Source organism: Lacrimispora struthionigena, from assembly GCF_048627165.1.
In the GTDB taxonomy this organism is placed as follows: Bacteria; Bacillota; Clostridia; order Lachnospirales; family Lachnospiraceae; genus Lacrimispora.
The window spans coordinates 1,804,046-1,829,555 of the sequence record NZ_JBMBWP010000001.1 but is presented as its reverse complement, the minus strand read 5'-3'; the positions used below and the strand labels follow the sequence as shown (position 1 = coordinate 1,829,555).

Here is a 25,510-nt window from a genome sequence, read left to right as displayed (position 1 = left end):
TTTCTATTACTTCTTTTTAAGCACAAAAAAGCTACCGATTATATTAACCGATAGCCTTCTATTACAATGTAATATTCAATATTTAATTAAACTTTATAAATGGTGCCTGTTTTCCATAAATTATGCCATAAGAAATGTTGGGAAACTTTCCTTCTACACTCTCTGGAATTTGGTAACCAGTTGCTTTACAGTATTCTCCTAACGGGGTTAAATGAGCTTCACCTGCTAAGTAATATGCCGGGGTATAAACTTCTGCAATATTAAAGTAATTATTCTTACTTGTTGGCTCGTACGATAACCATACACCATCTACCAAAAAGACTGGATAAGTATGACTTACAGATCCAAGTTCTTCTATTGGTAATCCAACACAAGTAGCTAGTAGGCGTGTTGCCCAAGCATATCCATTGCAGCTGGCTTTTCCTTCCACCAGGCAACTGTAAGGATATTGTGTACCTTCCTGATCCAGATAATCTGCCTTCGTGATTCTCTTTGCAATCTGAACTGCTTTTTCATAATCAGAAGCATTTCTCCAATCAAAGCTGTTTAAAAAAATTCGTAACTCTGTTGTCAAGCGGTTCAGCCTGTCTTGATCCGGGCTTAATCCCGTAGTCTGATAATTTGTTAATTCAGCAATAGCAGCCAATTCTATTCCACCAAAATAGTTAAAAGAAAGCGGATCTCTATTTTGTACTATAAGATCAAAAGCATACTGCCTATGATTATTGGCCTCGTAGACATAATTATCCGGATTACTTTTCCAAGCAGTTGTACCAGTAACTGGACTTGTTATAAACCAGGATTCCATATAGCCTTTTAATGGATATTGCGGATCATACGTATCAGCAAAGGACGTTATTGCTGTTCCAATCACTAACATAGCCGACATCGCTGCCACTAATAATTTCTTTTTCATACTTATTCCCCCTTACTATCTCTTTGATATATTTAGCAAAAATAATCACCCATAGCTTTGGTCGGCAGGGTGATTATTTTTTTGTATCTTTGTCTTTGTTATTCGTATATGTAAGGATTGCAACGACAAGCGCTACAACATTGATAATAAACATGAATTCCTTGTATGTACTAATAACGACCACCTCCTTTCGGAGATGGCCCCCCCGTCAGATTGACTACCTGTTTCATATTATATCATGTTTTGGCTTTTATTACAAACTTTATAACTGTTTCAAAAAGGCTTTTGAACTGTTTTCTATCGCTTAACTATATTCGGTTGTCAAGGTTCATCGGCCTATTGGCCGGGCGGCTGCTACAGCTCTGCAGTAACCACAACTCCGCCCTGGACCCACTGGCCTTTTTCATTTAGTTCACATCCGTCAATGACCGCTCCAGTCACCAACTTTCCTTTTGTACCATCAGAAACCGGGTTGAGATAATACCAGGTTCCCTCTATATTCTGCCAGCCAGTTACCATGAATCCACCTTTGTCAAACCGGAACCAGGAAGCCTTTTCCTGATCTCCCGTTGCAAATGGGTTACTAATATATGCCCATTCGTCAGTATAGGTCCGGTCGGAAGCAAAGATCCATTTCCCATTTCCAGCCTGGGACCAGGTGCCAGTGATGGCTCCAGATGGAGCTGCCGGTCCTTTGATATTTCCTGCAGCGGTTACTCCTACGGATCGGGTTCCTCCGCCACCGCCACCGCCACCTCCACCGGAACTGCCTCCAGAAGTGGTATTATCAATGACTTTTAAGTTTAATCTTACCTGGATTGGATCAGAAAGCTTTCCATCACTGCTTTCTGCATATACAATAGCGTTTGTGCTTCCAGAGTACTGTGATTTCCCCAGTATCTCATTGATCCAGCCAGCAATTACTTCCTGTTTTTCATTAATTACTATGGCTCCAACATTTCCTTCTGAATCTACGGAAAGGATTCCTGAATCAGAGGACCGCCACTGGATTTTCTTCCCCCTGTTTTCTGGATAAACAGAAGCGGAAAATTTCTTGGCTTCCATACCACTCCAGGTATAAGTAGAATTATTTCTTCTTCCTGTTTTGGTTAGTGCCAGATCAAAAGTCTCACTTTTTCGGTCTGCTTCCAGGCATTCTGCCTGGAATGAAAGTTTCACCAGACAGGAGGTTGCTTTCTTTCCATCTCTTGTGGTGGCCGTAATCACCACATTCTTTTCTCCCTTGTATGGAGCTTTGTAACATGCCTCATTGATCCAGGCAGCGCCTTCAACTGGCATTACATTTCCCTGTTCATCAACGGTGAGCGCTCCCGGATCAGAGGAAGTCCAGATTACAGTCCGGTCATAGGGTTTATGTTCTGTTGAATCATCAAGATCCGGGAGAACCGTTGCAGACAGTTTCTTTGCAGTAAATCCTTTCTTATCAGCAATCTGTGAATGGATATCTCCAGCCATCTGATAGCCAAGATCATAGGATAGTTCTGTTTGATCCAGGATAATTCCTTCCGGAACTACTCTGGTCTGGTCATCCGTTACAAAGTTAATACTTACCTGGCAGGCAGCGGAAGCTTTATTCCCCAGCTTGTCTTTCCCATCAACGGTAATCACTACATCCCGGCTTCCGCTTCCTGATACTTTGGCATATGGATCATTGCTTTTGATTCCATTGTCAGTAGCCATGATATTACGTATCCAGGCGGCATCCTTAAAAACACTGACCGATGCTTCCCGGTATGCATCATTATCCTGCGACACTTGCACCACTGCCGGATCGGAACTGGTCCATACCACTTCATCCTTAGAAAAGAAGTCCGGAGTAAACGTTGCCGTTAAGGACTGGGGGGCTGTTACTGTAACCGTTTCCTGTGGATTGATCCGATCCCCAGTCAGAGTCCTTTTGACCGTATAGGTAAGCGCCTGTTTATCAAGAACTGCGCCTTCCGTGGCTACTAAGGTATTGTCAATGATCTGAAATGTGACATTGATCCGGCTGTTGGCAGCACAAGGTTTTCCTTCAAAGGAAGTAGAAGGTCTGGTCTGCGCCGTTAAGACTGCAACTCCACCATTTTGGTGTCCAGCTCCGTAAATGGTATTCGGAATCTTATACTGGTAGTTCTCATCTGCCTGTTTCTTTTCTGCATCCGCTATAATGGTTTGAAAGAAAGAGGAGGAAAGATTGACGGAAAGGCTTGCTGACTGTGAGGTATATCCGTCAGTTTCCTCATCATCGTTCTTTGCCAGAGTAATGAGTTGGGGATCATCAATGCTCCACTTCACCCGGCTGTCTGCTACGTCATTGTTGGCATCAATCACAGCCTTTATATTTACCGGCTGCACCTCAGTTCCTTTTTCTAACACACCGTTGATATACCGGGCGATCAGCTTTCCTTCCTTGTTTTTAATCTCTGTCGTTATTACCGGATTCTTCCTGTTTCCAGTCCTGGTCTGAGTGACTGCAAAGGTATAGTTTTCCGGATCTACCTTTACGGATACTGCCACCTTTTTATAAAGTGCTGAAAGGGTAATGTTATCCTCTGGCATGGTAAAGGTATAGGCATGGCTGCTGTCGGAATAAGTACTGCTCTTTTTGATACTCTTGCTATTAACATAGAAAGGAGCGCCTTCGATCTGAAACTTTTCCGTATCCGTATTGTTTGGTGCTGTTGTCACGGTGACTGCGGTACCGGCTGCAATGGCTCCCCGGTTCTCTTTATCCATGGGTTTGGAATACTGGGAACTGCCCCGTACTTCCAAGATGGCAATATCATAATAGTTCTGGCCGTTTGCTATGGTATCAATCTGATTGACATTTAATAGATACCCTCTTATGGGCCTGCCCAAAGAATCCGGTGCAAAGTGATCCAGGATATAATCTCCAGACTCCTCATCAAGAACGGTCAGGATACCTTTTTCCAGTTCTTCATAAAAGTACTGATCCGATAGGGTCTTTTGTACCCCGCCCTGGACCAGAGTATAGTATAGATCTCCCGTGTGCCAGAAACCGATATGGGCAGCGTAGGTATAATCATTATCATCTTCAATTTCTGAACCGCAGACATTGGCGCTTATCTTACTTTCCGTATCAGCAAACAGATACGCCATATCTTCTATGTAATTAAAGTTAGTTGCAGCTCCCTGTCTGGTTCCGATAAAGGTTCCTTCCCTTGCCATGGAGCCAAGCTGAGAGTTTCCAATGGTTCCTGCAAAACGGGCCACTTTTAATTTCCCGGCTGCATACATCCCAGTAATTCCTCCGATGGCAGTGGAGTGATAACCTCCAATGGTTCCGCTTACATAGGTGTTAAATACATTTGAGGCATTCTGATACCCTACGATTCCTCCAATGTATCCGGTTCCCTGAATTCTTGCGGTAGTTCCTGTGCCGGTTGATACCTCACAGTCCACGACGGTAGAATTTGAGGCAACTCCGGCAATTCCACCGGCATAAATGATTTCACTTCCTCCTTTTGCATCAATCATGACCTTTTCGCAGATCGCATTTTCAATGACAGTATCACTAATCTCTCCGGCGATCCCTCCAGAAATGCCGGTGGAGTTGATATCAGCATTTTTTACGGTTACATTTCGGATTTCACTGTTTTCTGCATATCCCGCTACCACACCAGTCCGGTCTTTCCCTTTAATGGAACTGCTGTCCGGTATTATGGTTAGGTCATAGATGCTTGCATTGGATACCGATCCAAAGAGTCCTACGTTGTTATAACCGGCAAAGGAAGTCAGTTTTAAATTCTTAATGGTCTTTCCGTTTCCATCAAAGAAACCATTAAATGTGTAGGTAACTTCCCCAGCCTTTTCAGAAGAGTCCTGATAAAAGCCGATGGGAATCCAGTCCACTCCCTGAAGATCAATATTCGCACCCAGTGCAAAGTAACATCCGGAATAATCTCCGGCATACTTGGCACCCTCCGCCTCCGGCACCATCATTCCCATGGCTGTAAGCTCGGATAGTCCCATAAGCTGCTCCCGGTTTTTGATCAGGTATGGCTTTTCTTGCCTCCCCTCTCCCTGGCTTCCATTTAAGAATTCAAAACTGGTCTTTCCAGACCAGGAATCCCAGATATCTCCCAAAGAACTGGAAGAAGGAACAGAAGAAAGCAGGGAAGCTACTAAAGATTTTTTAACATCCGTGAAAGTAGGTTCTACTACTTCAGATGGTGTAGCAATATTAACCGCTTCCGTTGCCGGAACTTCAATCGGATCTGGGTCTGCAGGTGGAATCTCTTCGGGTTCTACTTCTGGCAGATCTTCTTCTACTTCCTCTTCATTAACGGGTTCTTCTACCTCTGATTCTATGTCACAGCTTGCCTCAGAAGGCGTGGCCACTTTTGAACCGGAAACTTCTGTCCCTGATTCCGCATATACTGCCCAAGGCGGTACTGCGGTAATTGTCAGGGTGGCACACATGATGTATGCCAGTCCTCTCACAAATTTTTTTCGCATTGTTCCTCCTATTTAATTTTCCAAACTTCATTTTCATCTACCAGGTATCCATCTGGAGTGATCTCATTTTGATACATTGATCCATAAGGCTTACCTGGCCCTTCAGTTTTTGAATTTGAAATGACAGTAAGCGCAAAAGATGGTGGTGCATATTCAACCGTGGTTACTACAATGATGGTGGCAAGGAACAGGCAAATAACTCTTTTTACATTTCTTTTCATATTCCTTTCTCCCTTAATTTCTTATCTTTGTATTCTTTAATCCATTGGATTTGTTCCTCACCCTCCTGATCTTTATCAGTGAAGCATGCAACTACCACACAGGACACTGTAATGAAAATAAAAACCACAATGGATGCACAGATAAAGCCAAACAATATAAAAAGCAGTATAATCATATACCTCTCCTATCCCTGGGGAATCGTCATAACTGGTCTGATCCCGATACTTGTTTCCGAAACATTCACCGGCTGTATATTGCCATCTATCAGGCTAACGGCGTAAACACCTTCTCCATACCAAAAATCTTCCAGACCTCCATTTTGAGGAGTACGCAGATAATAACCTTTTGAGTAAGCAGAGATCTGAGAATCTGGATTATTTGTTTCACTTCCATTAAATCTCCATAGACAATCCCGATACTTTAATGCTTCTTCCACGGACAGAATAAAGACTTTATCCTCCATAGACTGATATAGACGGTCATATCCCATTAAACTGCTCTCTTTTAGCTGCTCATATGTTCCTCTTCCAGTTGAGCCTATGTATGATCTGGTAATTCCTATATAGGCATTATGTAGAAATCGCGAATCTGAAGCATTGTTCTGCAGCCACTCTCTCACTTTTGAATATTTATAGTTATTATTATCTCCAAAATTAAGCTTTTTTGATGTCCCCATAATGTCGGATCGGATCACGCTGTCACATAGAAACAAAGCTGTTTTCTGGCTGCTGTTTATGGCATCTTCATAATCCTCATCAATGCATCGGAATGAATAGGTACTATTTTCAATGGTACGGTACTGGACATCCCCAACACTGTAATGGACGGCTTCTGGTATTTCCAGTACTGGTTGATAACAAACGTCACAGATTCCATCATGATCCGGATCTATATGTCCCATAGCAGGTAATATCACTATTTCCTCCTTTTTGCACTTTGGGCATTGTATGGTTTCATAACCGTTATCCATACAGTATGGTTCCACCCGGTCGATCACTTTGTAGCTGTGTCTGCAGGTATTTTCATCATATGTTTTCTCAAACCCAACCCGTAAAATGGTATATGTATTATTAGCAATTGTTAATTGTTCCAATGAAAGTTCAGATACGTTTTTGACCGTTGGAAACTTCTGACCGATAATTGCAGCATTTGGTGTATATCCTTTTGCTATTACATAAACCTCTATCCGATCCCCTCCATCTGCCATGGATACCAGGTTAAGAAGTCTCTCATTTGCTTCCGCCTGGCTTTCACTAATAAGCTGTCCGGCCGATGGTCTTTCTCCTGTGATGCATTGATCTGCTTCACCGGAAGCATCCAGCCAGTAATTTAATCTTTCTTTCACATCTCCATCTGAATCTGGTATTTCCGGTAAACGATCACCTTTCCGGTATTCGATATAATATTTCTGGGTACCATTTCCATTTACCACAACACTCCATGGACTTGGAACCAGGGAATGATAGTAATATTGATCACTTCCCATAATCGTTTCTGGGAAATCAATAGACAGTTCCTTACCTTCCTCTGTTTTACCCTTTTGCCCTTTAAAAAGCTCCCTGTCTGGTCTCCCCTCTTCAACAAATTTTAAGTCCCAGTCAATTTTTCTTGCCTCAGATGGGGAAGCTGGAGTTTCTTCCTCATAATAAATATTCAAGGCAATCTGATCACTGGTTAACACAAGGGTATCTTTCTGACCTTTACACATCGTGTATCCGTCAATGTCTGGCTGGATCAGTTCTATTGTTTCTCCCTCTTTTCCAAATCCAGTTATAATGTGAAGAATTGTTTTATCAGCAATATCCAGATACCTTACTGTATATTTGTATTGTTTAACCGGTACCTCTGGGGATTCTTTCCCACCACTTTCATCCGGATCAGCTGGCTTTACAGGTTCTGGCTTACTACCAGGCTTTTCACCATTGTTTTCATTCACGGAACTGTTTGAGCTGCTGTGACCTCGGCTTCCGCCACCTCCGCCAGATCCTCCGCCACCTGAACCTCCAGAAAATATGGTTCTGTCTGTTAATGTTTTCCTTTCTACAACCGTCTGTATCCCTTTACCCGAAATCTCAACAACACCTCCATCATTGACCCAAGCACCGGATTCATTGACCATATATCCATCTGGAGTCATGCCATTCTCATACATGGAACCATGCGGATAATTTTCCGTTCCTGATGGAGAAAGGAAATAGCACTTACCATCAATCCACTGCCAACCAGTCAGCATCCTTCCTTTTGTTCCATCAGAAATCGGACTAAAAAAATACCATTTATCGGAAATATGTTTCCAACCTGTGTCAATATAGCCATTTTCATTAAAGTAATACCAATTATCAGCTATCAGCTGCCAGCTATTCTTTCCAGTTGTCCTGCTTTTGTTATAAATCCGATTAACATCATCTTGTATACATTCTCCATAACTTAAAATTGGAATATATAAAAATGGTAAAAGCAGACTTAATAAAGCCAGCGATTTTCTCTTTTTCATTCATACCACCAATCTTCTTTTATTTAATATTATTTAGTTATTACATCTAAGTCATAATGCCACTTTTATTCAACAAACCTCCAAATCTCCTCCTCTCTATACAAATAAATAAAAAATACTCCTTTCTATTATTTATTTAAGCAGAACTTTGTTCCGTTCATACCGTATCAGGATTAAATAAGACTACAAAAAAGATATGATTTGTTTTTAAATTGTTAAATCAAAAAATTAATATATATATTTGGAATATAATAAAGAAAATGAGATACAAGAAATTAAATATGAGATATATAAAAAGATTAATTGAATAGATTAAATAAATTAAAATGTTAAATCCATATAACGTTTAAGTGAATAAAATAATTAAGGAATTAAGTTTGAACAATCTAAATAAATACAAGAAAAACAGAATGTTAGAGAAGGTAATTACATCGAATTATATTATACCATGAATTTTATAGAATACCAACATATATTTTTTAAGATATCACCACTTTATCAAATTTAATCATTTTATAGAACTATTTCTTCCATCTCCACCATATATTATTACAAAAAGCTAATAAGGATTACTTATGAATGTAAGCATTGGAATGAAAGCTCCAGATTTTTCTGCAATGACAACATTTGGACCCATAAAATTATCTGACTACAAAGGCCACTGGGTAATACTTTTCTCCCACCCCGGCGATTTTACTCCGGTCTGCACTACCGAATTTGTAGCTTTTGCTCAGGCCAATGACCAATTTGAAGCCTTAAATGCCAAATTGATCGGTTTAAGCATAGACAGCAATCCATCCCATCTAGCCTGGGTAAATCAGATCTATTTATTGACAGGCATCCAAATACCATTTCCTATTATTGCAGATCGTATGGCCGAAGTGGCGGGTATGTATGGCATGATAGCACCCGATGCCTCAAAACAGGAAACTGTCCGTAATGTCTTTTTCATTGACCCTGATCAGATTATTCGGGCAATACTTGTTTATCCACTTACAAATGGCAGAAATATTTGTGAGATCATACGGCTCTTAACTGCTCTTGAGACAACAGACCGCTGTAATGTTGTAACTCCGGCAAACTGGGAGCCAGGCAATCCTGCTATGGTACCTCCACCCCGTACTTATGACCAGATGATAGAACGGATTAATAATCCACAGGCTCAAAACTTAAATTGCATGGACTGGTTCTGGTGTTATAAAGATAAACCCTGCTGATCCCACCTTAACACAAAAAACCTTCAGGATTAATCCTGAAGGTTTTTATTATGACCTATCCGAGAATCGAACTCGGGTTTCCGCCGTGAGAGGGCGGCGTCTTGACCGCTTGACCAATAGGCCAGTACGAATATGATTCATACAAAATCGAGGCGACAAGATTCGAACTTGCGACCTCTGCGTCCCGAACGCAGCGCTCTACCAAACTGAGCCACGCCTCGATTACGTTACGTAGTATAATATAAATTTGAGACAATGTCAACCGTATTTTCAAAATTTTTTTATTTTTTAAAAATACTGGAAAAATAACAGCAGATTTCAGTTACTCTTTTAATCTTCCGCTGCAGAGCAAAGAATGCTATTCTGCAGCGGAAACTGCTTTATGCCAGATCAAAGAGAGACAGCTGATTGGATTCGGGAAGATCCCCCAGAAGTCCCAGATCCCCCATAAGATCACAAACAGTCTTACTGACCTTTGTCCGGTTTCTGAAATCCTCTCTGGATAAGAATTTTCCATCCTTACTGGCATCTACAACTGCATCTGCTGCTTTCTCTCCCAGTCCATCTATACTGCTTAAAGACGGCATTAGTTTTCCATCAATAATCTGAAAATGTCTGGCTTTTGCCCGGTAAATATCGATAGGAGTAAAATCATAACCCCTTGCGTACATTTCCTGGACAATTCGCATATCACGTAGAGTATCCTGCTCTTTTTTGGAAAGAGTGTCGATCCGTTTCCTGTAATCAGCCAGATAATGCTCCAGCTTTTCTCTTCCCTGGCACATCAGTTCATAGCTGAAGCCATTGGCACGGATACTGAAAAACGATGCGTAATAAGCCAGTGGATAAAACACTTTACAGTAAGCGATTCTCCACGCCATCATAACATAAGCGGCTGCATGGGCTTTTGGGAACATGTATTTAATCTTTTTACAGGACCAGATATACCAGTCCGGAACCCCATGGGATGTCATCTCCTCCTCCCATTCGGGTTTTAATCCTTTTCCTTTACGCACGCTCTCCATGATAGAAAAAGATAAACCTTCTTCGATCCCCATGGAGATTAAATATATCATAATATCATCTCTGGTACATATGGCTGTCTGAATGGTAGCCTTCCCTTCCTGAATAAGGGCCTGGGCGTTACCAAGCCACACATCCGTACCATGAGCAAGTCCTGCAATGCGGACAAGATCAGAGAAATATTTAGGCTGGGTGTCTATTAACATCTGCATGGCAAAATCAGTACCAAACTCCGGTACTCCCAGCGCTCCCAGCTTACAGCCGCCGATATCTTCCGGCATAATTCCAAGTGCTGATGTGTTCTGGAAAAGTGACATGACTTCTCTGCTGTCCAGAGGAATGTCCTTTACTGGATCAAAGCCGATTAAGTCCTGAAGCATACGGATCATGGTCGGATCGTCGTGTCCCAGAATATCGAGCTTTAAAAGGTTGTGGTCGATGGAGTGATAGTCGAAATGGGTGGTAACTGTCATCGTCGTCATATCATTAGCCGGCCTTTGTACCGGTGTAAAGGAGTAAATCTCCTCTCCATGGGGAAGAACGATAATTCCTCCCGGATGCTGGCCAGTGGTTCGTCTCACACCCACACAGCCCTGAACAATCCGGTTAATTTCACAGTTCCGTTTTCTCACTCCATGTTCTTCGTAATAATTTTTCACATAACCAAATGCTGTCTTATCTGCAAGAGTACCGATAGTTCCTGCACGGAATGTCTGCCCTTTCCCAAAAATAACTTCTGTATAATCATGGGCCTTACTCTGATATTCTCCGGAGAAATTCAGATCGATATCAGGCTCCTTGTCTCCCTTAAAACCAAGGAATGTTTCAAATGGAATATCAAAACCATCTTTTGATAATGGATGCCCGCAAACCGGACATATCTTATCCGGCATATCACAGCCAGCCATTCCTGTAAATGCCTTGACTTCTTCTGAATCAAAATCATAGTAGTGACAGTTCTCGCAGTAATAATGAGGACTGAGAGAATTTACTTCTGTAATTCCCGACATATAGGCAACGAAAGAAGATCCAACCGATCCTCTGGATCCCACCAGATAACCATCTTCGTTGGATTTCCATACCAGCTTCTGTGCAATGATATACATAACCGCAAAACCATTGGATATAATGGAATTCAACTCTCTCTCCAAACGTTCAGTAACGATCACAGGGAGATCCTGTCCATAGATGGCATGAGCTCTGTCATAACAGATTTTTCTTAAATCTTCATCTGAATTCTCAATGACAGGTGCACATTTATCCGGCCGTACAGGTGAGATCAGTTCACACATGTCCGCTATTTTTCTGGTGTTCTTTATCACTACTTCTTCCGCCTTGTTAGGGCCTAAATACTCAAACTCCTGAAGCATCTCCTCCGTAGTCCTAAGATATAAGGGAGCCTGGTCATCGGAGTCTTTAAAGCCTTGTCCAGCCATAATGATCCGCCGGTAAACCTCATCCTCCGGATCAAGGAAATGAACGTCGCAGGTAGCGCACACAGGCTTACCAAACTGTTCCCCAAGGGTTACGATCCGCTTATTAATGTCAATTAGATCCTGCTGTGTCTTTACCGTACTCTTTTCGTCTCTTAACATGAATGCATTGTTACCAAGGGGCTGTATTTCCAGATAATCGTAAAAGTTTACAAGTTTGGCTATTTCTGCATCGGGAACACCTCGCAAAAGAGCCTGATATAGCTCTCCTGCCTCACAGGCAGAACCAATAATTAATCCTTCTCTGTACTCATTTAAAATGCTTTTGGGTATTCTCGGTCTTCTGGCATAAAAATCGATATGAGAGCGGGATATCAGGCGGTATAAATTAACCCTGCCCACATCGTTGGCTGCAAGGATGATCACATGATAAGTGGGAAGCTTTTTAATCATATCCGCCGACATGGCACTGAGTTTGTTTAACTCATCTAACGATTCTACCCCCCGCTCTCTGAGCATTTTTACAAATGCCGCAAATATCTCTGCTGTACATCCTGCATCATCAACCGCCCTGTGATGGTTCGCCAGGGAAATATTTAAGGCTTTGGCCACAGTGTCCAGTTTATACCTGTTTAAACTGGGTAAAAGAAGCCTGGAAAGAGCCACGGTATCAATTACCGTTGGGTTAAATTCCAGCTGAAGCTGCTGAGCATTATAAGAGATAAAGCTTACGTCAAACGAAGCATTGTGGGCTACTAAAACAGAATCGTTGCAAAACTCCAGAAACTGGGGGAGAATTACATCAATCTTTGGATGAGGAAGCACCATACTGTCATTGATGCCAGTCAATTGTTCGATCTCAAAAGGAATTGGTACATCAGGATTTACAAATGCGCTGAATTTATCTTTAATTTTTCCATCTATCACCTTCACTGCACCAATTTCTATAATCCGGTTTCTGGATGAACTGAAACCCGTTGTCTCAATGTCAAAGACCACGTAGGAATCCGAAAAGGTCTGATTCCTGGAATTTTCAACCAGCTGCTTTAAATCATCAACCAGATATCCTTCCACTCCATAAATGACTTTAAATGTATCACCTTTATCAAGGGCATGGTTTGCATCCGGAAAGGACTGTACACATCCATGATCCGTAATTGCAAGTGCTGGCATTCCCCATTTTTTAGCACGTTTCACAAGATCTTTTACTTCAGAAACACCATCCATGTCACTCATCTTTGTATGGCAGTGAAGCTCCACCCGCTTTTCCAGACTGTTGTCCGATCTTTTCCCAGTAAAATCTTCTGATTTTTTAATACCCACAACAGATCCCAGGGTCAGTTCCCCATCAAACTTATCAATGGTTGTAACTCCTTTTATTTTGATGAAGGTACCTTTTACCACTGCATTTTTTAGATCATCCAGCTGTTCTTCCCTGGCAAACATCTTCACTGTAATCGTATCCGTAAAATCTGTTACATCAAAAATAATAATGGTCTTGCCACTTCTTAATTCCCTGCTGTCCGTCATAATAATCTTACCACGAACCACGACTTCACCGATTTCCCCATCAATCTTTTCAATTTCCATGGTTTCTTCTTCAAAATCTCTGCCATACAAAACATCTGGATTATCAGAACGGCGGCCATTATAAGAATTCTTCCGGTAATCTTTCCATTCCTTTTTTCCAGAGTCGGACTCTGCTGCTTTACCGGATTCTTTTTTATCTCCTTCTTTTTTACCACCCATGCGTAGTGTGGCTGCAGGAGGCTGGGCTTCCTGTGTGAAGGGCACTTCATCAGAATAAGTGGCTGCCAATGCGTCCAGAGGGCCATCTGCCATGGAAGGACCGCCATATTCGTCTGCCTGGCTTTTTTGCTGCCCGGCAAATGATGTTCTGCTAACAATTTCCTCTACTTCCCTCTGCATCTGAAGCTCTTTTTGCTTCGCCAGGACATTCTCCTTAGGCTCAATAAATTCATACTGAACTTCAACAGGCAGGCCGCATCTTTCGTGAAAAATCTTTTCCAGCACCCGCTTTAACTCGCCGGCTTTTTCATGGGTTACAATGGTATCTTCCACTGTCATCTTCAAAAGATCCGGTTCGGGAAACTGGCACTGTGCCTTCCGGAACATATTATACTCAATGATGCTGTAATTTTTAAGTTCCGCCAGAAGACTTTCCCGATAGATCTTTAACAGCTTCTGCGGCGTATACTGTCCTGATAGGCGAAACCGTTCAATGATTTTAATCGTGATCTGCTTGGAAGGAAACAACTGTTCTTTGATTCCTTTTTCCAGGCTGTATATATTTTGCTTGTGTATCAGTCTGGGACTGATTAAGTAAACACGAATAGAGCTTCTATCCCTGTTTGATGTGACCTTTTCCACATCTACCAGATTTAAAAGCTCTTTTAATTCGTCAGTAATATGTAAGTTTGGAAAAACTTCCAAAAATTTCTTTGCCATTCTATCACCTATTGCATTTTCATAAGTTCTTCCTGAAGGGCGCTAAGAAGTTCTTCTTCCGGAACCTTTCTGATTACTTCTCCTTTTTTAATAAGAAGTCCCTCTCCGATTCCACCGGCAATTCCAATGTCAGCTTCTCTCGCTTCACCTGGTCCGTTTACCACACAGCCCATTACTGCCACCTTAATATCCAGATGGTCGTAAGCAGAAACCATATCTTCTACCTGATTGGCCAGGGAGATTAAATCAATTCTGGTTCTGCCGCAGGTGGGACAGGATATTACCTCCACCCCTCCCCTTTTCAGACCCAGAGATCTTAAAATGGTTTTAGCTGCCTTTACTTCCTCAAGCGGATCACCGGTAAGAGACACACGGATGGTATCACCAATTCCCTTATGAAGAATAATACCCAGCCCAACGGAAGATTTAATGGTTCCAGATATCAGGGTTCCAGCTTCTGTAATACCCACATGAAGAGGATAATCCGTTCGCTCTGCGATCAGTTCATGGGCCTTGACACACATAAGTACATCAGATGATTTGATGCTGATTACCAGATTCCCATAATCCATCTCCTCGATCATACGCACCTTATTTAATGCGCTTTCCACAATTCCCTCTGCAGTAACTCCTCCATATTTTTCAATGAGATTTTTTTCAAGGGAACCGCTGTTAACTCCCACACGAATGGGAATCTGATATTCCTTTGCCTTATCCACAACAGTTCTTACACGATCCAGAGAGCCTATATTGCCCGGATTAATCCGGATCTTATCCGCTCCTGACTCGATAGAAGCAACAGCAAGCCGATAATCAAAATGAATATCGGCTACCAAAGGTATACTGATCTGCTTCTTAATCTCCTTAATAGCTGCTGCCGCTTCCATATCAGGAACAGCAACCCTGATAATATCGCATCCTGCCGCAGTCAGCGCATTTATCTGATTGACTGTTGATGCAACATCCTGAGTTTTCGTATTGCACATGGATTGGATCAGAACCGGATTGCCTCCACCGATGACCTTGTTTCCGATCTGAATTGTTTTCGTATGATCCCTGTTCATAAGCTCCTCCATTTATACTTTATCAGGTGAATCTGCTGATATCATTAAATACTACAAAAATCATCAGCGCCATCAAAGCTGCCATACTGATCATGTTTACCAGACCCTCTTTTTCCGGATCCATTCGTTTTCCACGTATTGCTTCTATTATTAAAAACAGCAATCTCCCACCATCAAGTGCTGGTATGGGGAGCAGATTCATCACACCTAAGTTGGCACTTAAAAGAATACACATACTTATAACATTCATAAGCGCTGCAACTACACTGACAGTAAGACCCGCTTTTACAGAATCATCAATCATAACAACGATTCCTACCGGACCGCTCAAATCATTGACACTGGCCTTTCCGGTAAACAGCATACCAAGGCTCTTAACAGTCAGTTTTACATCATATTCCATCTCCATATATCCATGCTTAACCAGATCACCGGCATTTGCTGCCTTTTTGTTTTCAGGCGCAATTAATATACCAATCAGATATTTTTTACTCTCCTCTGAATATTGGGGAGTAACAGTTACAGTCTGGATTTCCTGATTCCCTGTCTGAGGATCTGTTCTTGAAAATTCCACCTGATTCATCTTATCATCCGGTTTCATCAGCTTATAAAGAATATACTCCTGATACATGGAAACTTTCTCTCCGTTAATTTTTAACAATTTATCTCCGGAGCGCATTCCTGCTTCATAAGCAGGCGAACCTTCTGTTACTTCTTTTATATAAGTAATGTCATATCCACTCATACCTACCAGAACCAAAGAAAGTAAAAAGGCAAGAATAAAATTAAAGATGGGCCCTGCGGCAATAACTGACATTCTTGCAGGAATGGATCTATTCTGAAAAGCCCGCTCATCAGGATTTTCTTCATCCTCTCCCAGCATCATACAGGATCCGCCTAAAGGAAGCAGTTTAATGGAATAGGTTGTTTCTCCCTTTTTTAAATGCAAAAGGCGGGGTCCCATTCCTATGGAAAATTCCACTACTGCGATTTTGTTCATTTTTGCAAATAAAAAATGACCTAATTCATGAATTAAAACGATTAAACCGAATACCAGAATTGCTACGATAACACTGGACAATTTACCACCTGCTTTCTATATATTCATAAGCTGCAGCCTCTGCTTCAAGAATCTCTTCCACAGTAGGATTCTCTTTTACAGTATGCCCGTTCATCGCTCCCTCTATCATATCTGTGATAGTAAGATATGTAATTTCTCTGTTCAAAAATTTGGCAACTGCCTTTTCGTTAGCAGCATTAAAAACAGTCGGGAGCGTTCCACCGGCACATCCGGCCTCATAAGCCAGTTTCAACCCCGGAAAATTAACAAGATCCGGTTTTTCAAAATTAATTTGACCAATGGACCAGAAATCAAGACGATCTCCTTTTAAATATCTTCGTTCCGGATAATAAAGTGCGTATTGAATCGGAAGCTTCATGTCCGGAGTTCCCATCTGAGCCATAACTGCTCCGTCTTCAAACTCTACCATAGAATGAATGATGCTCTTAGGCTGAATCACCACCTGCACCTGTTCCATTTCAACGCCAAACAACCATTTGGCTTCCATGACTTCAAGCCCTTTATTCACCATGGTTGAAGAGTCTATGGTAATCTTTCGACCCATCGCCCAGTTTGGATGGTTAAGTGCATCCTCCACTTTCACATTCTTTAACTCTTCTTTTGTTTTACCACGGAAAGGACCACCGGAAGCAGTCAGAAGTATCTTATGGACAGATCCCTTATTTTCTCCATTCAGACACTGAAATATAGCACTGTGTTCACTGTCTACTGGAAGAATCCTGACACCCATTTTCTTTGCGAGAGGCATAATGATGTGACCGGCAGTTACCAGAGTCTCCTTATTGGCAAGAGCGATATCTTTCCCTGCTTCCATGGCCGCAATGGTGGGCCGGATTCCTATCATTCCAACTACTGCAGTGACAACAATCTCTGAAGTTTCTTCCACAGCAGCCTCGATTAACCCCTCCATACCGGAAACAACGCGAACTGGAAGATCTCTTACTGATCTTTTCAGTTCCTTCGCTTTTTCTTCTTCGAAAACACAGACTATTTTGGGTCGGAATTTTCTGATTTGTTCCTCCAACAGGCGGATATTGCTTCCTGCAGCCAAAGCAGTCACTTCAATGTCGCCCTGGTTCTCCACCACCTCCAAAGTCTGCGTCCCAATGGATCCTGTTGACCCAAGGATTGCTATTTTCTTCATCTTATGCTGTATACTCCTTTTCTTTTCCTAAATTTCGATTTAAGGTAATACTTTGTAAGGCTCTTATCGAATAAATGTAACCACAAAATAAATAACAGGGGCAGTAAAAAGCATACTGTCAAAACGATCCAGTATTCCACCGTGCCCTGGTATGAGTTTTCCATAATCTTTAACCTGATGATCCCGCTTTATGGCAGATGCAGCAAGATCACCAACAGGTGATATAATCGCGGCAAATGCACATGCAAGAGTACAGGTAATCTGCGGATAATCAAGTACAGTCATTGACTCACCAAATATTGTGGCATATATAAATCCCAGAAGTGAGGCTCCTAAAATACCGCCGATTGCTCCCTCTATGGATTTATGAGGGCTGAGTACAGGTGCCAGCTTATGTTTTCCAATAAGATTTCCAACACAATATGCGCAGGTATCACAGCCCCATGAACTTAAGAACACCAGCCATACCAGATACTTTCCATCATTCATAGTACGAACCTGGTATAAATAGGACAGCATAACCGCCACATAAAAAAATCCAAAAAACGCACCAGTCACTTCCTCTGTTTTATATTTTGGAAAAGCAAAAACATAAAAACATAAAAGAAGCATCATGAAAACGATAGACATATACAATGCATACTGCTGCATCTGAAACCATAACAGCCCGTAATAAACAACTACAATGAAATATCCCAAATATCCCATGGGATGATCATGGATCTTAAGCACACGATACAGCTCATACAAGCCAATCATGGATATGAAAATCGTTGTCGCAAACAGCAGGAGCCCACCACTTCCTACTGTTATCAGTGCGATCAAAACAAGAACAATTCCGCTTATCAGCCTGGTTGTAAACATCCCGCTTCCTCCCTCGTGATCACTTCACTCCTCCAAATCTCCGTTCTCTGCTATTATACGCTGCAATGGCTTTTTTCATTTCTTCCATATTAAAATCAGGCCAATAGCAATCAGATACATATATCTCTGTATATGCAAGCTGCCACAAAAGATAGTTAGACAGTCTTAACTCTCCGCTGGTACGAATCAAAAGATCCGGATCGGGGATTCCTATTGTATCGAGATAACCGGCAAATTTATCTTCCGTTAAGGATTCCGGTGAAATCTTTCCCACTCTGGTATCTTCCATGATCTTTCTCGCAGCCCGGACAATTTCATCCCTTCCGCCGTAGTTGACCGCGATTACAAAGGTCAGTCCTGTATTATTTTTCGTCTCTTCCACCAGACGTCCAATTCCCTCTACAATATCAGAATCAAAACGCTCTCTGTCTCCAATCATCTTTACACGAACATTATTCGCCTTTGAAACTTTTAAGAGTCTTACCATATAATAACGAAAAAGCTGCATCAGCGCTCCCACTTCCTCTGTGGAACGCTTCCAGTTTTCTGTCGAAAAACCATATACCGTTAAATACTTAATTCCCAGTCTTGCTGCATCTTCAACGGTCTTCTCTACAGTAACACAGCCTTCTTTATGCCCCATGCTTCTGGGAAGTCCCCGTTTTTTTGCCCATCTGCCATTTCCATCAAGTATAATGGCAACGTGCTCCGGAATCACCATATTATTTAATTCTTTATCCATGACGTATCACTCCTTTTAAAACACAAAACAGGACAGGCATAATGCCTGCCCCCCTGTTTATTTTATACAGTAAGAAGATCCTTTGACTTCTCATCAGTTGCTTTTTCAATCTGCGCAACCATCTTATCTGTTAATTTCTGAATCTTGTCTTCTGCATCAGCCAGTTCATCTTCAGAAATCTCTTCTGCTTTTAACTGCTTCTTAAAAGAGTCATTGGCATCACGGCGAATGTTACGGATTGCAATTTTCGCAGCTTCTCCCTTTTTCTTTACATCTTTTACAAGATCTTTTCTGCGTTCTTCTGTCAGCTCAGGAAATACCAGACGAATGACATTACCGTCGTTAGTCGGATTAATTCCCAGATCAGAAGTCAGAATTGCTTTTTCAATGGCTTTTAACAAAGCCTTCTCCCATGGCTGAATCACGATCATACGTGCTTCCGGAATAGTAACGTTGCCCACCTGCTGAATTGGTGTTGGAGTACCATAATAATCCACTCTGATTTTATCCAGTACATGGGGATTGGCACGTCCTGCGCGAATGGTCATAAAATCATTCTCCAGCGCTTTTAATGTCTTATTCATTTTATCTTCATATACCTGTAAACTCTCCTGCATATCGTCCTCCTGTTTTATGCGGTCACTATCGTGCCGTTTATTTTTCCCTGCATTGCATTGGCAATGCCATCTTTTTCATTCAAATTGAATACTGTAAGGGGCATCTTATTTTCCATACACATAATGGAAGCGGTCAGATCAATTACCCCAAGCTGCTTTTCTATCACTTCATCAATGGAAATTTCATCGTATTTTACTGCATTGGGATTCACCTTGGGATCGCTGTCGTAAACTCCGTCAATGGACTTTGCAAGCAGAATGCAGTCAGCTTCCATCTCGATGGCACGAAGTACAATTCCCGTATCAGTTGAAAAGTATGGGTGGCCAATTCCACCGGCAAAAAACACAACTTTGCCCTCTTTAAAATACTGGTTAGCCCGGTCTTTGGAAAACAATTCTGTCATGGAACCACACTCAAAGGGGGTGAGAATCTGGGTGTCCATTCCTGCGTTCCTGAAAATTTCGGAAACATAAATGCAGTTCATAATGGTGGCAAGCATACCAATCTGATCCGCCTTTGTGCGGTCAATTGCATTACTGGTCCTGCCTCTCCAGAAGTTTCCTCCGCCTATGACAATTCCCAACTGAACGCCAGCATCAACGGATATCTTAACCTGCCGTGCAACCTCTTTAACAGTGGCCTCGTCATAGCCTGTCTTACTGGAACCGGCAAGAGCTTCACCGCTGAGTTTTAATAATACACGTCTTGGATTCATAGCTTAAACTCTCCTGTACTTTTGTATTGTCTTAAAAGATTATAGCATACTTTTAGATGGTTGGAAAGAGGAAGTTTCCCAGCAGATGGAATGTAAGTAATGTCGGTTCTTTTCATCTGGCAAAAAAAACACCCAGGAATATTCCTGGGTGTCTGTTTCATAAGAGATAAATCTTAATCCATGGTAGCATACTGGAAGAACCAGAAGCTATATGGAGAATACCATGTGCCTTTCAGTTTTGGATTCTGTAAATAGAATTCATTCTTATAGGTAATTGGTACAATCGGAGAATCTTCAAGAAGCAGAGTCTCTGCCTCATGCAGTTTTTTGTAATGCTCTTTTACATCAGCAGTGGAATTAGCCTCGTTAAGCAGCTTATCAAATTCAGGATTATTGTACTTCGCATCATTGTTACCGCTGGTAGAAAGGTTTACATTCAGCAGGTTGGAAGGATCATCAAAGTCAAATCCCCAACCGCCACGTGATACCTGATAATCGCCTGCACGACGGGTAGGTGTAAAGGTTGCCCACTCAACAATTTTGATATCCATATTGATGTTAAGAGTCTCTTTCCAGCAGCTCTGTAAATATTCTGCAACTGGCTTATTGAATCCAGCATCATTGGTCATATACTCAAATGTTGGGAAGCCCTGTCCATCAGGATATCCAGCTTTAGCAAGAAGTTCTTTTGCCTTTGCAACATCTGCAGCATGATCATCGATATTAAAGAAAGTTTTTCCTTCTTTTGCAGTTACATCATTAAAGAAAGTACCGCCCTCTGCATCAGATACACCATCTGGTACAAAGTTTGTTGCTGGTGCGCTGGTACCCTGCATAACAGTTTCTGCTACATATTTACGGTCAATTGCAAGGCTTAATGCTTTGCGGACATCTGCATTATTAAATGGTTCTTTCTGAGTCTGGAAATTCAGGTAGCTAACGCTCATGCTAGGATCAATGTGGAAAGCATCTGTTCCCTTCAGTGCAGGAATCTCTTCTGTAGGAACATACTTGATCATCTGTAACTCACCTGCCTGATATGCACTGTAAGCTGCGTTAGAATCTTCCATAAGGACAAACTTTAAAGTGTTTAAAGTAACCTTATCTGCATTCCAGTAGTTTTCATTTTTTGCAAAAGTAATATGGGAACCTGGAACCCATTCGGTCATCTTTAAAGGACCGTTAGAAACATAAGTCTCAGGCTTTAAGCTCCACTGATCACCAGCGCCTTCTACAGCCGCTTTCTGTACTGGTACCATGGAAGCATGAGTTACCAGTTTAACAAAATATACACAAGGGGAAGCCAACTCTACTACAAAGGTTTTGTCATCAGGAGCGGAAACACCCAGAGCATCCAGGTTTCCAGCTGCTGCTTCTTCATATCCTTTTACCGGTCCTAACATATCAGCGCCGTATGGAGCTGCAACGTTGGGATCTGCAAGTCTCTTCCATGCATAAACAAAGTCATTTGCAGTAAGTGGTGAACCATCACTCCACTTTAAGCCATCACGCAGCTTGAACGTATAAGTAAGGCCATCTGGGGATATATCATAAGACTCTGCCTGTCCTGGAACAATTTTGTTCTCCTTATCTACAATCAATAAGGTTTCAAAGGCATGCATAATCATATTTGCACCATCAACTGAAGAGTTTAAAGCCGGATCAATGGTCTCCGGGTTCGGTCCAAGTTGAACTGCAAGGTCAAGCCCCGCGGAATTTCCTTTTTCAGCAGCTGTTGTTTCGCCAGCCGCAGCAGCTGTAGTTGTTTCAGCACTCGCTTTTGTTTCTGCTGGCTTATTGCCGCCACAAGCAGTAAGCATCATGCCAGAGGCTGCAAGTACAGCAAGCATAAGTGACATCTTTTTCATAACGATTCCTCCTATAAAATTATTTTAATTAACGCAGTAGCACTTTATTCGGCTACTGCGCCAATTCATTTTCTTAGCATAACATAAATGCGTTAAAAGTTCAATCTGATTTTAATTAACTTTATCCAAATGATGGCAAGCGGCATAATGTCCGGTTGAAACTTCTTTCCATTCTGGTTCCTGCGCTGCGCAAAGTTCGTCCGCATAAGGACATCTGGTGCGGAAGCGACAGCCTGACGGAGGATTTACAGGACTAGGAACATCTCCCTCAAGAACAATTCTCTTGGATTTACGGCTGGTCTCCGGATCCGCAATTGGAATCGCTGAGATCAGACTCTTGGTATATGGATGGACACTGTGGAATGTCAGTTCATAGCTGTCAGCAAGCTCTACCATCTTACCTAAGTACATAACACCGATCCGGTTGGAAATGTGTTTTACAATAGAAAGATCATGAGCAATAAACAGGTAAGTCAGACCCATTTCTTCCTGCAGCTTTTCAAACATATTAACAACCTGCGCCTGAATGGAAACATCCAAAGCAGATACTGGCTCGTCACAAACAATAAACTGAGGATTTACTGCAAGAGCTCTGGCAATACCTACACGCTGACGCTGTCCGCCAGAAAATTCATGAGGATAGCGGTTGGCATGCTCTGAGTTAAGTCCTACTGTTGATAAAACAGAGATAATCTGATCCTGACGGTCCTTTTTGCTGGCAGCCAGACGATGAATGTCAATTGCCTCGCCAATAATATCTCCTACTGTCATACGAGGATCAAGGCTTGCATATGGATCCTGAAATACAATCTGCATCTTTTGACGATAAGGAAGCATGTTTACCTTTGTAATGTCCTGTCCGTCAAAAAAGATCTTTCCGGAAGTAGGCTCATAAAGTCTGAGCAGAGTACGGCCTGTAGTCGTCTTTCCACAACCAGATTCTCCAACCAGACCAAGGGTTTCACCTCTTTTGATTCCAAAGGAAACGTCATCGACTGCTTTTACAACTTTCTTTTCGAATAATTTACCACCGGCAACAGGGAAATACTGCTGTAAATTCTGTACCTCTACAAGATATTTGTTATCCATCATGCATCTCCCTTCTGTCTTTGCTGTTTCTCAAACTCTTCTTTCTGAAGCAGCCAGCATGCACTGTAATGTATATCGGTTATATCCGTATATTCTGGCATTTCACGCAGACAAATCTTCATGCAGGCTCTGCATCTTGGTGCAAATGGACATCCTGCAGGCGGATTCAGCATATCCACCGGACTTCCTTCAATCGGAATCAGCTTATTATGCTCTTTCTCCGTAAGCTTTGGAATACTGCGGATAAGACCCTTGGTATATTCATGGCTTGGGTTATAGAATATATCATCAGTATTGCCATACTCTACCACTTTACCAGCATACATAACAGCAATACGGTCACACATGTTGGCAACAACACCAAGGTCATGGGTAATCATAATAATTGCCATACCAAGTTTTTCTTTTAATTCCATCATCAGTTCCAGAATCTGTGCCTGGATCGTAACGTCTAAAGCTGTGGTTGGTTCATCCGCAATCAGAAGCTTTGGCTCACATGCCAGCGCAATAGCAATCATAACACGCTGACGCATACCGCCGGACAACTCATGAGGATACTGGTTTAAACGTTTCTGTGGCTCATTAATCCCTACCAGGGTAAGAAGTTCTCTTGCTCTTTCAGTAGCCTGCTGTTTGGTTTTATTAGTATGGAGCATAACCACTTCTGTAATCTGGTTTCCAATGGTATAAACCGGATTTAAGCTGGTCATTGGGTCCTGAAAAATAATTGAAATTTCATTTCCCCTTATCTTTCTCATTTCCTTTTCTGTCATCTTCTCGATCTGATGTCCGTTAAACTGAAGGGAACCGCCAATGAGACGACCTGGATAAGCCGTAAGACCCATAAGACTGTAAGCAGTTACAGACTTACCGGAACCAGACTCTCCTACAATTCCTAAAACCTCACCTTCACGAAGATGAAGTGATACATCATTAAGCGCCTTGACTTCTCCAGCCGGTGTAAAGAAAGAAAGACGTTCATTCTCAATATTAACTAAATATTCACTCATGGAATCTCTCCTCCTTTAATCTTTCAGCTTCGGATCAAATGCATCCCGAAGACCGTCGCCCAACAGGTTGAAACTTAAAATAATAACTGAAATCATCAGTGCCGGTGCAAATAAACGGTGTGGATAGCTTTGCAGACCATTTAATGCAGCACTTGCAAGGCTTCCCAGTGAAGGCATGGGTGCAGCAACACCTAATCCAAGGAAGCTTAAAAAGCTCTCGGTAAAGATAGAAGAAGGTATCTGAAGCGTTGTTGTTACAATTAATGTACCAATACAGTTGGTAAGCAGATGTTTTTTAATAATATGTCCGCTGGAAGCTCCCAAAGCTCTTGCAGCAGTTACATATTCCTGCTCTTTTAAAATCAATATCTGGCTTCGCACAATACGGGCCATACCAACCCAGTAAAGCAGCGCGAATACAACGAAAATACTGATTAAGTTAACACCAATAAGCTGAATCCATTGAAATCCAGGCCTTTGAGCCAGCGCTTTTAGAGGTTGATCAAATGCTACAGATAAAAGTACAATGATCAGAATATCCGGAACCGTATAAATCATATCCACAATTCTCATCATGATCATATCTACCCAGCCTCCGAAAAAACCTGCAATCGATCCATAAAGAGAACCAATGAGCAAAATAATAGCAGAAGCTACCAGACCAACCGTCAGAGAAACACGGCTTCCCATCATAACACGGATTGCGTAATCACGGCCCAGGTTATCGGTTCCCAGAATGTGGGGAAATACACTTTCTCCTGAGTCCATGGCAGTGATTTCTTTCTGGGAATACTGCATGGGAGCGAGATTCTCACTTCCTCTAATCTGCTGCTCATAGCTATATGGATAAAGCTGAGGTACAATAAATGATAAAATAAATACTAGCAAGATTACAACAAGGCTGATCATTGAAATCTTATTCTTCTTAAGACGTCTGATTCCATCTTTCCAGAATCCAACGCTTTTACGCATGACTGTCAGGCTTTCTCTTTCCGCATCACTAGCCGGGAGAAAGTCTTCCACATTAAGCTGCACTGATAATTTATTCTTTGGCATCTT

The 25,510-nt window shown here is 41.9% G+C and carries 18 protein-coding genes and 2 tRNA genes; 1 reads left to right on the top strand and 19 read right to left on the bottom strand.

The window, feature by feature from the left end:
• Positions 1-82: 82 nt before the first annotated feature.
• The 5 genes from ACOAOT_RS08250 to ACOAOT_RS08230 all read right to left on the bottom strand — a co-directional run bounded on the left by ACOAOT_RS08250 (position 83) and on the right by ACOAOT_RS08230 (position 8,114).
• The gene (locus ACOAOT_RS08250; RefSeq protein ID WP_420216538.1) at positions 83-916 is read right to left on the bottom strand and encodes a hypothetical protein; all 834 of its coding nucleotides are present in this window, start codon (positions 914-916) and stop codon (positions 83-85) included.
• A 354-nt stretch (positions 917-1,270) separates the two neighbouring features.
• Positions 1,271-5,398, bottom strand: coding sequence for a hypothetical protein (locus ACOAOT_RS08245; RefSeq protein ID WP_420216537.1), 4,128 nt, complete (start codon positions 5,396-5,398; stop codon positions 1,271-1,273).
• An 8-nt stretch (positions 5,399-5,406) separates the two neighbouring features.
• Positions 5,407-5,619, bottom strand: a complete 213-nt coding sequence (locus tag ACOAOT_RS08240; RefSeq protein ID WP_420216536.1) for a hypothetical protein — start codon at positions 5,617-5,619, stop codon at positions 5,407-5,409.
• The gene (locus ACOAOT_RS08235) at positions 5,616-5,795 is read right to left on the bottom strand and encodes a hypothetical protein (RefSeq protein ID WP_420216535.1); all 180 of its coding nucleotides are present in this window, start codon (positions 5,793-5,795) and stop codon (positions 5,616-5,618) included. The genes ACOAOT_RS08240 and ACOAOT_RS08235 overlap by 4 nt, the downstream gene beginning before the upstream one ends.
• A 9-nt stretch (positions 5,796-5,804) precedes the next feature.
• Entirely contained in the window at positions 5,805-8,114 is a 2,310-nt protein-coding gene (locus ACOAOT_RS08230) for a DUF6273 domain-containing protein (RefSeq protein ID WP_420216534.1), read from the bottom strand.
• Between the two features lie 575 nt (positions 8,115-8,689).
• On the opposite strand from ACOAOT_RS08230, the gene ACOAOT_RS08225 reads away from it, so the two are divergent.
• Positions 8,690-9,331 carry a peroxiredoxin gene (locus ACOAOT_RS08225; protein WP_420216533.1) on the top strand — a complete coding sequence of 214 codons (642 nt, stop codon included), beginning with the start codon at positions 8,690-8,692 and terminating at the stop codon, positions 9,329-9,331.
• Positions 9,332-9,382: 51 nt separating this feature from the next.
• Here ACOAOT_RS08225 and ACOAOT_RS08220 read toward each other — a convergent pair.
• From ACOAOT_RS08220 to ACOAOT_RS08155, 14 genes are all read right to left on the bottom strand, one after another.
• Positions 9,383-9,454, bottom strand: a tRNA-Glu gene (locus tag ACOAOT_RS08220).
• Positions 9,455-9,478: 24 nt separating this feature from the next.
• Positions 9,479-9,552: transfer RNA gene (locus ACOAOT_RS08215), tRNA-Pro, on the bottom strand.
• A 159-nt stretch (positions 9,553-9,711) separates the two neighbouring features.
• Positions 9,712-14,256, bottom strand: a complete 4,545-nt coding sequence (locus ACOAOT_RS08210) for a PolC-type DNA polymerase III (protein ID WP_420216532.1) — start codon at positions 14,254-14,256, stop codon at positions 9,712-9,714.
• 8 nt (positions 14,257-14,264) lie between these two features.
• Entirely contained in the window at positions 14,265-15,320 is a 1,056-nt protein-coding gene (ispG, locus tag ACOAOT_RS08205; RefSeq protein WP_420216531.1) for a flavodoxin-dependent (E)-4-hydroxy-3-methylbut-2-enyl-diphosphate synthase, read from the bottom strand.
• A 22-nt stretch (positions 15,321-15,342) separates the two neighbouring features.
• The gene (gene rseP / locus ACOAOT_RS08200) at positions 15,343-16,401 is read right to left on the bottom strand and encodes an RIP metalloprotease RseP (protein ID WP_420216530.1); all 1,059 of its coding nucleotides are present in this window, start codon (positions 16,399-16,401) and stop codon (positions 15,343-15,345) included.
• 1 nt (position 16,402) lies between these two features.
• Positions 16,403-17,545, bottom strand: coding sequence for a 1-deoxy-D-xylulose-5-phosphate reductoisomerase (locus ACOAOT_RS08195; RefSeq protein WP_420216529.1), 1,143 nt, complete (start codon positions 17,543-17,545; stop codon positions 16,403-16,405).
• 63 nt (positions 17,546-17,608) lie between these two features.
• Positions 17,609-18,409 carry a phosphatidate cytidylyltransferase gene (locus tag ACOAOT_RS08190; protein ID WP_420216528.1) on the bottom strand — a complete coding sequence of 267 codons (801 nt, stop codon included), beginning with the start codon at positions 18,407-18,409 and terminating at the stop codon, positions 17,609-17,611.
• A 19-nt stretch (positions 18,410-18,428) separates the two neighbouring features.
• Positions 18,429-19,151: an undecaprenyl pyrophosphate synthase gene (gene uppS, locus ACOAOT_RS08185; RefSeq protein WP_420216527.1), complete on the bottom strand. Its 723-nt coding sequence runs from the start codon at positions 19,149-19,151 to the stop codon at positions 18,429-18,431.
• A 62-nt stretch (positions 19,152-19,213) separates the two neighbouring features.
• Complete coding sequence (gene frr, locus ACOAOT_RS08180; protein WP_104436078.1) at positions 19,214-19,768, bottom strand: ribosome recycling factor; 555 nt, start codon at positions 19,766-19,768, stop codon at positions 19,214-19,216.
• A 14-nt stretch (positions 19,769-19,782) separates the two neighbouring features.
• Positions 19,783-20,484 carry a UMP kinase gene (gene pyrH / locus ACOAOT_RS08175; protein WP_420216526.1) on the bottom strand — a complete coding sequence of 234 codons (702 nt, stop codon included), beginning with the start codon at positions 20,482-20,484 and terminating at the stop codon, positions 19,783-19,785.
• 173 nt (positions 20,485-20,657) lie between these two features.
• Positions 20,658-22,352, bottom strand: coding sequence for a peptide ABC transporter substrate-binding protein (locus tag ACOAOT_RS08170; protein WP_420216525.1), 1,695 nt, complete (start codon positions 22,350-22,352; stop codon positions 20,658-20,660).
• A gap of 111 nt (positions 22,353-22,463) precedes the next feature.
• On the bottom strand, positions 22,464-23,441 hold the full coding sequence (locus tag ACOAOT_RS08165) for an ABC transporter ATP-binding protein (protein ID WP_420216668.1): 978 nt from the start codon (positions 23,439-23,441) through the stop codon (positions 22,464-22,466).
• Positions 23,441-24,451: an ABC transporter ATP-binding protein gene (locus tag ACOAOT_RS08160; RefSeq protein ID WP_420216524.1), complete on the bottom strand. Its 1,011-nt coding sequence runs from the start codon at positions 24,449-24,451 to the stop codon at positions 23,441-23,443. The genes ACOAOT_RS08165 and ACOAOT_RS08160 overlap by 1 nt, the downstream gene beginning before the upstream one ends.
• Before the next feature lie 15 nt (positions 24,452-24,466).
• A complete protein-coding gene (locus tag ACOAOT_RS08155) occupies positions 24,467-25,507 on the bottom strand; it encodes an ABC transporter permease (RefSeq protein ID WP_104436073.1) in 1,041 nt (346 codons plus the stop codon).
• Positions 25,508-25,510 lie beyond the last annotated feature (3 nt).

Bases quoted from the DNA above. Each gene is read 5' to 3' on its own strand.
- ACOAOT_RS08250 (WP_420216538.1), bottom strand. From the start codon at position 916: ATGAAAAAGAAATTATTAGTGGCAGCGATGTCGGCTATGTTAGTGATT.
- ACOAOT_RS08245 (WP_420216537.1), bottom strand. From the start codon at position 5,398: ATGCGAAAAAAATTTGTGAGAGGACTGGCATACATCATGTGTGCCACC.
- ACOAOT_RS08240 (WP_420216536.1), bottom strand. From the start codon at position 5,619: ATGAAAAGAAATGTAAAAAGAGTTATTTGCCTGTTCCTTGCCACCATC.
- ACOAOT_RS08235 (WP_420216535.1), bottom strand. From the start codon at position 5,795: ATGATTATACTGCTTTTTATATTGTTTGGCTTTATCTGTGCATCCATT.
- ACOAOT_RS08230 (WP_420216534.1), bottom strand. From the start codon at position 8,114: ATGAAAAAGAGAAAATCGCTGGCTTTATTAAGTCTGCTTTTACCATTT.
- ACOAOT_RS08225 (WP_420216533.1), top strand. From the start codon at position 8,690: ATGAATGTAAGCATTGGAATGAAAGCTCCAGATTTTTCTGCAATGACA.
- ACOAOT_RS08210 (WP_420216532.1), bottom strand. From the start codon at position 14,256: ATGGCAAAGAAATTTTTGGAAGTTTTTCCAAACTTACATATTACTGAC.
- ispG (WP_420216531.1), bottom strand. From the start codon at position 15,320: ATGAACAGGGATCATACGAAAACAATTCAGATCGGAAACAAGGTCATC.
- ACOAOT_RS08195 (WP_420216529.1), bottom strand. From the start codon at position 17,545: ATGAAGAAAATAGCAATCCTTGGGTCAACAGGATCCATTGGGACGCAG.
- ACOAOT_RS08190 (WP_420216528.1), bottom strand. From the start codon at position 18,409: ATGTTTACAACCAGGCTGATAAGCGGAATTGTTCTTGTTTTGATCGCA.
- uppS (WP_420216527.1), bottom strand. From the start codon at position 19,151: ATGGATAAAGAATTAAATAATATGGTGATTCCGGAGCACGTTGCCATT.
- frr (WP_104436078.1), bottom strand. From the start codon at position 19,768: ATGCAGGAGAGTTTACAGGTATATGAAGATAAAATGAATAAGACATTA.
- pyrH (WP_420216526.1), bottom strand. From the start codon at position 20,484: ATGAATCCAAGACGTGTATTATTAAAACTCAGCGGTGAAGCTCTTGCC.
- ACOAOT_RS08170 (WP_420216525.1), bottom strand. From the start codon at position 22,352: ATGAAAAAGATGTCACTTATGCTTGCTGTACTTGCAGCCTCTGGCATG.
- ACOAOT_RS08165 (WP_420216668.1), bottom strand. From the start codon at position 23,441: ATGGATAACAAATATCTTGTAGAGGTACAGAATTTACAGCAGTATTTC.
- ACOAOT_RS08160 (WP_420216524.1), bottom strand. From the start codon at position 24,451: ATGAGTGAATATTTAGTTAATATTGAGAATGAACGTCTTTCTTTCTTT.
- ACOAOT_RS08155 (WP_104436073.1), bottom strand. From the start codon at position 25,507: ATGCCAAAGAATAAATTATCAGTGCAGCTTAATGTGGAAGACTTTCTC.